Source organism: Chamaesiphon sp. OTE_8_metabat_110 (assembly GCF_031382685.1).
Taxonomy (GTDB): Bacteria; Cyanobacteriota; Cyanobacteriia; order Cyanobacteriales; family Chamaesiphonaceae; genus Chamaesiphon.
Map to the genome: position 1 here is coordinate 1 of NZ_JANMZA010000383.1, position 9,020 is coordinate 9,020.

The window sequence follows — 9,020 nt, forward strand, 5'->3', positions numbered from 1 at the left end:
GGTTCCCTCTCTTGTCTTGACGCGCTTAACTTGGAGGGAACCTCCAAAGCGCGCGTCGAGTTCAGCACACAAACGGGAGGGAACCTCCCAGCGTGGCGGGGGACCCGCCACGCGTTCGATGCGCCGCTCCCGGATTATGCGTGACAAGACAGCGCACCAAGCAGGGGAAAGGGATAGAATGCACAATCCATTGACATGTAATTTGACTATATCCCCCAAAATAGCAGGAGAGCCGTTCTCCACAGCGAGAATGAGAGTGATACAGTAGGAAGGATAGGGTATAGCTAAACTGCACCCTACTGAGCATTCCTATTTCCCGAGTCTATATATGTCCAAGTTACCTCGACAGATTTGGATTCTCGCGCTAGGTAGATTATTGTCAGAAATCGGGAGCGGATTTACGATCTTTTACGCCCCGATTTTTTTCGTGCAGCAAGTCGGACTCTCCGCGACATCTGTCGGTTTAGCCTTGGGTAGTGCGTCGATTTCTGGTGTTGCTGGGCGGTTGATTAGTGGCACCTATGCCGATCGCTGGGGTCGCAAACCAGTGCTATTATTATCGACGATCGTCTTGGCACTAGCTTGTTTTATCTTTACCACTACCGATAATTTTCCGACCTTAGTGGCTGGTTGCTTGATACAAGGATTCGGTTTGGGCTTGTATTGGCCCGCCAATGAAGCAATTGTCGCCGATCTGACGGAGGGAGAAGGACGCCGCTTTGCATATGCAATTACCCGATTAGCAGATAATATCGGGATGGGATTGGGGATTATCGCTGGCGGATTACTAATTAGTTCGACAGGTGCATATCGAACGTTATTTATTATCGATGGCATCTCTTTTTGCTGCTTCTTTGTAATTCTCCTGTTTGGGATTCAAGAAACATTACAGGCGCAAAAAATAGCCGTGAAATTTTTCAGCGGTTATTACCGCGCCTTGCGCGATCGACGGTTATTAATTTACGTCATTGTCAATATTATTTTAACTGTTTATATCGCCCAAACTCAAACTACTCTACCATTATATTTTAGTGGTTTCGTCCCTCAAGCTAGTGCGCGCGGCTTCAATCCACAAGTCATTAGTGCGCTATTTACCGGACACTTACTCGTGACAATCGCCGCCCAACTGCCCATGCTCAAATTATTAGAAAAATTGAGCCACACGAGATCGTTGACGATCTCCGGTGGCTTTTGGGTATTAGGATTTATTTGTATCACGCTGACGGGAGCCAGTGCTAATTATCAGCTTTTATGGGCGAGTTTAGGTTTAGGTTTATTTGCCCTTGCGATTGTTGCTTATACGCCGACTGCCTCTGCTCTGATTGCCGATTTTGCCCCAGCATCCCTGCGTGGTGTTTATACATCGATTAACTCCCTCTGTTGGGCAGTTGGCTATGCTGTGGGGCCACCATTAGGCGGCTGGGCACTCGATCGATCGACCCAATTCGCTCACAATTTCTGGTTGGGTTTAGCAGCGACAGTACCGATTGTGTGGTTAATTTTAGGTTGGTTAGAAAGATCGATCGGGATGCGAGCAGTCGATGACGCTCTCTAGTGCTATGAAAAACCCGACTTTTCTAAAAAGGCGGGTTTCTGTTCTAACTGAGTATAGTTATAAATTTTAAATCGGAAAAATTTCAATCTCTAGATTCTTGCTCACAGTGATGATACTTTGCATCGGACAAACATGCCAATCGTCGGTAAATATCGGCTCTGATGCCAAGATTACCGAGTCTGGATAATCGATACTATTTTTAATCCAATAGAGAGAAGGTACCGTCGCCCGATGCGCAAATCGCGAAGCAATTAATCGCTCGCCATCACTAATCACAATATTGGCAGAAATCGTCGTCCGTTCGGCTTCCACTAAGTCGCGCAAAAGTCGGAGTGTCTGCTGGAGAGCAATTTCCAGTGGGAGTTCGGGATGGGTATGTAAGAGATTGGAAAACAGCGCGAAAATATGTTCCGAATCGGTCGTCCCGTCGATCGATTGATAGATATGCTGGTGCAATTTATCCCGAATTTGCTTGTATAAACCACCTCGGAAGTTGTCGATAAACCCGTTATGAATAAATAACAATTTACCATCCTGAAATGGTTGGCAATTGCTCAGACTCACGCCTTGTCCCGGCGTCGCACTTCTAACGTAACTGAGCATACAGCCTGTTTCGACATATCTACTCACGGATGGGAGATTGATATCAGTCCAGATTGGCTGAGTATGCTTGTAGATAAACGGCTCCGTGTCCTTTTCGGGATGATACCACCCAATCCCAAATCCATCAGCATTGATGACCCCAGCGGTCATTTCGCGGGGTTGATAACTTTGGACGATTAGCGAATGTTCGGGTTTGGCAATCAGTCGATCGATCGATTGAGGGATACCCTGATAGGCGAGGAGACGGCACATTTAGGAGATGGGAGTTGGGAGTTGGGAGTTGGGGTGGGGGACTAGGGGAGATGGACGAGCGTTACAGCGAATCAAGACAGAGGGGAGCCGGAACCGCAGGTGAGGGCGAGGGGTTTCGAGCGCAAAAGAAGGGTCTGTGAAACGGATTTGGTATAATTCATCATTCCAAAATTTGCGGACAAAAAAGGTAGGCACGAATACCTACCTAAATTTAAGTGTGAGTTGCCAATCGATAATTAGGGTGCTAAAGCATTACCTCGGAGTAGACTGCCGATCGTTTTGGCGGTAATCTTCATCTGGGTGATGGGATTGGCTGGGACGACCGTTTTGTAGAGATAGCTATCGAAGGTGAGCTTCTGGACATCCAAATCGCCGCACATTTCGACGAAAGCTTCGCGAGTCGCGTCCGAACGGTAGAATACACGTTGGAGAATATCTAAGACCGTGTAAGTCAAGCCATAAGCTTTATCCCACTGCTTGATATAGACCTTAAGATCTGCTTCTGTCGGGATTTTGGCACCTTGTTCGGAGCGTTCGACGATCGTTTCCGCACACATCCGTCCGGATTTAGCTGCAAAGTAGATCCCTTCGCCCGAAGACTTGGTAACATAACCAGCCGCATCGCCGACTAAGGCACAACGACCGACGACTCGACGGGGGCGGGGATGCTCGGGGATGGGGTGAGCTTCAACTTTGATAATCGTGCCGCCTTCAAGCTTCTTGGCAGCGCGTTTGCGGATACCCGCTTGCAAATTCTTAATTGAGGCTTTGTGTACCTTCATCGTCCCTGTACCGACCGCTACGTGATCGAATTTAGGGAATACCCAAGCATAGAAATCAGTCGAGACATCATCACCGACATACATTTCAGCCAGACTGTGGTAATAAGCCATCTTATCTTCTGGCAGTCTGATCCGCTCTTGGAATGCGATCGCATAGTTGTAGTCCCCAGCATCCATCGCTTTAGCAACGCGGGAATTGGCACCGTCAGCACCGATGACGAGATCGACTTTCAGGGTTTTGGCTTCACCTTCGAGACTCCCGTTGGAATGATCCGCGTAGTGCAAGACATAAGGATCGGTCGTGTTCAGACCGGGCATTTCTAACTTATGCACCGTGCCATTAATTAGTTTAGCACCGAGTTTTTCGGCGCGATCGCGTAAAAAGCCATCCAAGACTTCCCGCCGACACATGCCGATATATTCACCAGGCTTGAGCGTTTGACCGATATCGACTTCGACATTGGAAGGCGAAATCATCTTCATTTGCCGCACTTCGCGATCGATAATGTGTGATGGTAAGTCAAATTCAGCCACCATGCAAAGAGGAATCGCACCACCACAAGGCTTGGCGTTATCTAATTTACGTTCAAATAAATAAGTTTCAATTCCAGCTTTTGCTAACACTTCAGCGGCGGAAGAACCCGCTGGCCCAGAACCGACAACAGCAACCCGTAGTACCACAGCTATACTCTCTCTTTATGACTTGTGCTTACACTGATGGATGTTAGCACGGACTCTCTGGGCGATCGTGTCGAAACTCGCTCAGTCGGTCAGAATCGAAATATTCCTTTATATAAAGACATATTTGGATAGGTTTGAGCGCGGCGGGTGCATCGCCATGCAGGTGTTGGGGGATGGGGATCTATACAAATTGAGTAATTTAGAAATTAATGAATCCGATCGAGGCTTGAGTCTGTATCCCTAATAGAACCATTTAGCAGCTCGACAATCCTCATGAAACTCTTACCTATTTCTGCAACACTCGCGATCGCGATTACCCTAATAGCGACAACTGTTGGTTCGATCGCCACTACCCAAACTAATTTTACTTCATCTGCTCGATCGACTGTTGCTCCAAAATTAATTGCTCAAGGAACACCCACTCCTTTAGCTGCCCAACTTCAGGGTAAACCTGTAGTTGTAGATATCTATGCGAGCTGGTGTCCTGGGTGTAGAAATATTGCACCTACGTTATCTCAGCTCAAGCAAAAATATAGTGCTAAAGCGAACTTTGTTGTATTTGACGTTACCAATAACAATAAAACTCAAGCTTCAATGAAAATGGCGGAAAAACTCGGCTTAAGTAGTTTTTTTAGTGCTAATAAGTCTCAAACCGCTACAGTCGCAATTATCGATCCGGCTACGGGTAAGGTCATCAAACAGTTTCGGAATAATGCCGATCTAGCCGAGTATACAGGGGTAATCGATCGCTCGATCGCTCAGATGGGCAAAGGTGGTGTCATGAAAAAATCTTAGCTAATTTGGCGAGAATTATGGTTTTTTCTCAATCTTAAAGTATTGAATTCTGTTCTTTACTTTCATCACCTACCAAAATTTATCGCAAGTAATTCATTGTTAATGGTGTTGTGTTAGTAGGTAGGTGCAATTATTTATCAAATGGATTGTGACTGAAACCTAGCTGGTGGGCACTGCCCACCCTACTGGATATCTTCTGGTGGGCATTGCCCTACCGAAATTAATCGCAGCAGTAATTCATATTAATGGTGCGATGATTTTAAAAGCATAGAAAATATTGTTTGGCTATTGGAACTCGATCGTGAATATCAAAAATACACTTACTCAAATCGCCAAATCTCGCAGAAATTTACTTAAATGGTCGGTATTATTCGGATTGGCAATTTTGACTATCGTCGCAGTTATTTTACCTAAATATATCAATCTAGATTTATTTCAGCCGTTGGAGCGAATAATTTCTGAAGCTGAAAATCAGTACGAAAAATGGGGGGCAATCCAGTCGCTGACGAATCCGTGGCTGTTGATTCCTTTTGCTGCTGGCGGTGGCTTACTGGCGAGTGTTTCGCCGTGTATTTTGGCGATGCTCCCAGTCAACCTCAGCTACATTGGCACGCTCAATGTCAAATCTCGCCGGGAAGCATTCTGGAATGCCACAGGGTTTGTGTTGGGTGTAATGACGATCTTGAGTGTGTTCGGACTATTTTCAGCCGTAGCAGGGGCGGTAATGGTGGAATGGCGAGGGTATATCAATCTCGCGGTAGGGATGCTGATTATCTTGATGGGATTGAGTATTGGCGGTTTGGTTCATTTACCGCTCCCACAGACGCAGATCTCTTTGCCACCATTTGCGGGGACTTATGGGGTGGGAGTGACGTTTGCCCTCATTAGTTCGCCCTGTGCTAGCCCAGTATTATTTGCTGTTTTGGCAGCAGCAGCGGTTACTGGTTCGCCAGTATGGAGTGTGCTGACAATGGTGGCTTATGCTTTGGGTTATACGGCTGTAATTTTTGCAACTAGCTTATTTGCCGGACTAATGCGGTTTACGCGCCAGATCCTGATGAATTCAGAAGTGGTAATGCGATGGGGTGGGCTAGCATTGATATTCATGGGTGGGTATTATGTGGTGTCAGGTATTCTCTGGTTCTTTTAAGCCCATGCCCGCAGATAAGTCCGATCTTCAAGTCTTGGCAGCACTGCGACGGGGCGATCCTGCTGCGCTAGGAATCGTATACGATCGATATGGGAAAGTAGTTTATCGCCTAGCCCTGCGGATGCTGACTAATCCTCCCGAAGCTGAAGATCTCACTCAGGAAGTATTTCTCGCTTTGTGGAAGGGAGTCGATAAATACGATCCAGATCGAGGTACGTTACTTGTATTCTTACTCGTGATGACGCGCTCTCGCGCTCTGAATCGGCTGAAGCAACAAGGTTCTCAGCAAAATTTGACCCATAGGGTTGGCACCTATTTAGCCCCAACCAGCAACAACCCAGGCATGGAATCAGTCACTTTAACTGAATTACGAGAACGGATGAGTTCGGCACTTGCGGAACTTCCCACTACCCAAAAACAAGTCTTAGAGATGGGCTACTACCAGGGCAAAAGTCAATCAGAAATCGCGCGCGAACTCGATCTACCGCTCGGTACTGTCAAAACGCGATCGCGTCAAGCTCTGCTCAAGCTGCGACAATCGTTACAGGATTTAGTAGACTAACTAAATAATGCCAGATATATATTCTCCCTCACCATCCGAACCGTCGCCAGAACTGCTGGCTGGATATGTTCTCGGCGATCTCACCCCTGCTGAAATCGATCGAGTCGAGGCATATCTGCACGAAAATCCCGAACGCCAAGCTGAGATCGCTAGTTTAATGTTACCGCTAGATTTATTGCCGCTGACTTTGCCAATAGCTGAGCCGCCAGACTCATTGAGAGCGCAAATTTTGCAAGCGGCTGCCCCAGACAGTCTGGCAATAATGCCCATTACGCAGCCACCTCAAAAATCTCGTCAGTGGTGGAAACCGATTGCCGACGGATTAGAACTAGCACTAATTGCTTACTTTGGTTGGTACAACTACCGCCTCTCCCAGGAATTAGCCACCGTCAAGCAAGATCTCCAAATTGCCCAAATTGCTAGCCGAAAACCCGCCCTCGGCAACGATCGATCGATCCTCAGTTTGCTCCAGCAGCCGAATAATCGGCTAATCTCGCTCAAGAACCTGCCAGGGCAAACGGGGGCGGGGAGCTTGGTTGTCGTGCCCAAAAAATCTGTAGCAGTACTAATCCTCCAACAAGTCCAACCGCTACCACCGGGACAGGTTTACCGCACATGGGCAATTGTGGGCGAAGAGGAGATGAGTTGTGCGGATTTTTTACCCGATAAAGATGGTAAAGTTTTGGTGAAAATTCCACTCGATCGATTAAAGAAAGCTACTAAGGTAACGATTACCATCGAACAAAAAGACGCAACAGAAGCTGAAGGTGAAATTGCGATCGAAGGCGAGATCTAATTTCAATGGGTAAGAGGTAAGAGGTAAGAGGTAAGGGGTAAGAGGTAAGAGGTAATAGGTAAAGAGTCGAAAATATTAGGTAATTGGATCTTTCTCCCAGTCACCCCTTTCCCCTTTCCCCTTTCCCCCTCTCCCCGTCCTAATTGACCGATGACTGCAACCACTTGGTAACACCGTCTGCGATCGATTTTGCCATTTTTTGCTGCTCTAGCGGATTGGAAATTTGTTCAAATTCGCTGGTATTAGTCATAAATCCTAATTCTAGGAGGACAGAGGGAGCTGATGCCGGACGCGCCAGCGCGAGGTTGTCCCAGAAGATTCCATAAGATGGACGTCCGATATCCTTAACCACATAATTGTGGAGGGACAGGGCGAGGCTTTGAGCCTGAGCATGGTACCAATAGGTAGAAAAACCTTTAGTATCGGGATTACCGCCGTCGGGGAGGGCATTATGATGTACCGATAGGGCGAGTGTCGGTTCTAGATTATCAATAATCGTCTGGCGATCGCTCAATTCGACAAATTTATCTGATTCCCGCGATAGATATACCGATGCACCGCGCATGGCTAGCTCATTTGCCAACAGTTTGGAGGCATAGAGATTGGCTTCTTTTTCGGTATAGCCATTCGGCCCGACTGCACCCGAATCTTTACCGCCATGTCCGGGATCTAGGAGGATTTTAGTACCTGCGAGGGGCTTGCTGAGATTATTTTTATTGAGTTTGGGTGGATGGCGGAGTGAGAGGACGAGGTTACTACCCTGATATCTGAGCCTGTAACCCCACTGTTGTTTTGATTTGAGGTTAAATACATATTGGACTACGCCAGGGCTGGTTTGCTTCCAATCTAGCCGCGACACGGTGGGGTTATCATTGAAGCGGATAATATCAGTTTGGGCAGTAGTGTTGTAGAGCGTCAGCGTGAGGGTAGTAGTACCTTGTTCGAGTGTTACGGGGACGGGTACTTGCAGCGGGATAATCACATCGGTAGCGCCCTCGCGCTCTTTACTCATCAGGCTTTTGACGATCGTGTTAGGCGGTGTGGTGACACCAGTTGTTATCTGTACTTGCTCCGCCAAGATCCAGCCGCCATAATCGAGCCGTACCCAATTAGCTGGCTTGCCATTATTATTCCCCGTCTGACGCGCGGTAATCGCTGCCTTGGTGCCCTTGGGTAAAGGTGTCAGCCGACTAAAATCAGAACCTGCACCCGTGCGCGTAATTCCCCCTTCGACTGTGACTTCGGCGATGTCTAGATTTAAGGGCGACAAAATCTGCACTTTACCAGGAGCAGTTTGAGAGACGGTAGTCGGTGGGTTGCCTACTTCTAGTTTATAGGTTGGATTGCCCAAATCGGCAGCGGCTGAAGCGATCGCGCAGCCCAAATACTGCCCCGCACCATACATGGCTTGAGGTTGATTGCGATCGATTAACGCTGCTTTATTGTCAGGTAAATCGACACCATTGCCCTGCTCTTGCAGCTTAATATCTTGCCCACCGATGTTGACATTGACTTTGGCTTTAGCTGGTGCCTTCGCGCCAAAACAAACTAGCTCCCCAGGCATCCGCGCCATGTCTCCTTGCGGTTCGAGGGAATTGGGTGCAAAGTTATTTTTAGGTGTCTCGGTAGGCAATGCTGCCGATCGCGTGACAACAATTGTTTTAGACTGCCCTTTATAATCAATCTCAAAGGTATTTTTTCCCACCTTGAGATTGAAGACAGAAGCAAAATGCCCCCGTTGACTGCGGGGAACGGGTTTATTATTTACCGATACGTTGCCTTCGCTCGGCGCACTCCCAATCAAGAAGATTCGATCGCTTGCTGTTTGATAATCGGCGGGGGGA

Annotated in this window: 9 protein-coding genes; 6 read left to right on the top strand and 3 right to left on the bottom strand. The window is 47.6% G+C overall.

The annotated features are described in order from the left end of the window. Positions 1–328 precede the first annotated feature (328 nt). On the top strand, positions 329–1,555 hold the full coding sequence (locus RMO52_RS14040; protein WP_310415249.1) for an MFS transporter: 1,227 nt from the start codon (positions 329–331) through the stop codon (positions 1,553–1,555). Positions 1,556–1,621: 66 nt separating this feature from the next. On the opposite strand, the gene egtC is transcribed toward RMO52_RS14040, so the two are convergent. Next, positions 1,622–2,410, bottom strand: coding sequence for an ergothioneine biosynthesis protein EgtC (egtC, locus tag RMO52_RS14045; protein ID WP_310415253.1), 789 nt, complete (start codon positions 2,408–2,410; stop codon positions 1,622–1,624). A gap of 236 nt (positions 2,411–2,646) precedes the next feature. Continuing rightward, positions 2,647–3,873: a geranylgeranyl reductase gene (gene chlP / locus RMO52_RS14050; protein ID WP_310415255.1), complete on the bottom strand. Its 1,227-nt coding sequence runs from the start codon at positions 3,871–3,873 to the stop codon at positions 2,647–2,649. 40 nt (positions 3,874–3,913) lie between these two features. Here chlP and RMO52_RS14055 point away from each other — a divergent pair, with 40 nt between their 5' ends. The 5 genes from RMO52_RS14055 to RMO52_RS14075 all read left to right on the top strand — a co-directional run bounded on the left by RMO52_RS14055 (position 3,914) and on the right by RMO52_RS14075 (position 7,176). Continuing rightward, positions 3,914–4,117: a hypothetical protein gene (locus RMO52_RS14055; RefSeq protein WP_310415258.1), complete on the top strand. Its 204-nt coding sequence runs from the start codon at positions 3,914–3,916 to the stop codon at positions 4,115–4,117. A 29-nt stretch (positions 4,118–4,146) separates the two neighbouring features. Then, complete coding sequence (locus RMO52_RS14060) at positions 4,147–4,668, top strand: thioredoxin domain-containing protein (RefSeq protein WP_310415261.1); 522 nt, start codon at positions 4,147–4,149, stop codon at positions 4,666–4,668. Between the two features lie 301 nt (positions 4,669–4,969). Then, entirely contained in the window at positions 4,970–5,818 is an 849-nt protein-coding gene (locus RMO52_RS14065; protein ID WP_310415264.1) for a cytochrome c biogenesis protein CcdA, read from the top strand. Positions 5,819–5,822: 4 nt separating this feature from the next. Next, positions 5,823–6,380, top strand: coding sequence for a sigma-70 family RNA polymerase sigma factor (locus RMO52_RS14070; protein ID WP_310415267.1), 558 nt, complete (start codon positions 5,823–5,825; stop codon positions 6,378–6,380). A gap of 7 nt (positions 6,381–6,387) precedes the next feature. Beyond that, a complete protein-coding gene (locus tag RMO52_RS14075) occupies positions 6,388–7,176 on the top strand; it encodes an anti-sigma factor (RefSeq protein WP_310415271.1) in 789 nt (262 codons plus the stop codon). Positions 7,177–7,315: 139 nt separating this feature from the next. Here the strand turns inward: RMO52_RS14075 and RMO52_RS14080 are convergent. After that, positions 7,316–9,020: N-acetylmuramoyl-L-alanine amidase (locus RMO52_RS14080; RefSeq protein WP_310415273.1), on the bottom strand; the 1,705-nt coding region annotated here is incomplete at its 5' end.

Coding starts and splice junctions, on each gene's coding strand:
- RMO52_RS14075 (WP_310415271.1), top strand. CDS start 6,388: ATGCCAGATATATATTCTCCCTCACCATCCGAACCGTCGCCAGAACTG.
- RMO52_RS14055 (WP_310415258.1), top strand. CDS start 3,914: ATGTTAGCACGGACTCTCTGGGCGATCGTGTCGAAACTCGCTCAGTCG.
- RMO52_RS14060 (WP_310415261.1), top strand. CDS start 4,147: ATGAAACTCTTACCTATTTCTGCAACACTCGCGATCGCGATTACCCTA.
- RMO52_RS14040 (WP_310415249.1), top strand. CDS start 329: ATGTCCAAGTTACCTCGACAGATTTGGATTCTCGCGCTAGGTAGATTA.
- RMO52_RS14070 (WP_310415267.1), top strand. CDS start 5,823: ATGCCCGCAGATAAGTCCGATCTTCAAGTCTTGGCAGCACTGCGACGG.
- egtC (WP_310415253.1), bottom strand. CDS start 2,410: ATGTGCCGTCTCCTCGCCTATCAGGGTATCCCTCAATCGATCGATCGA.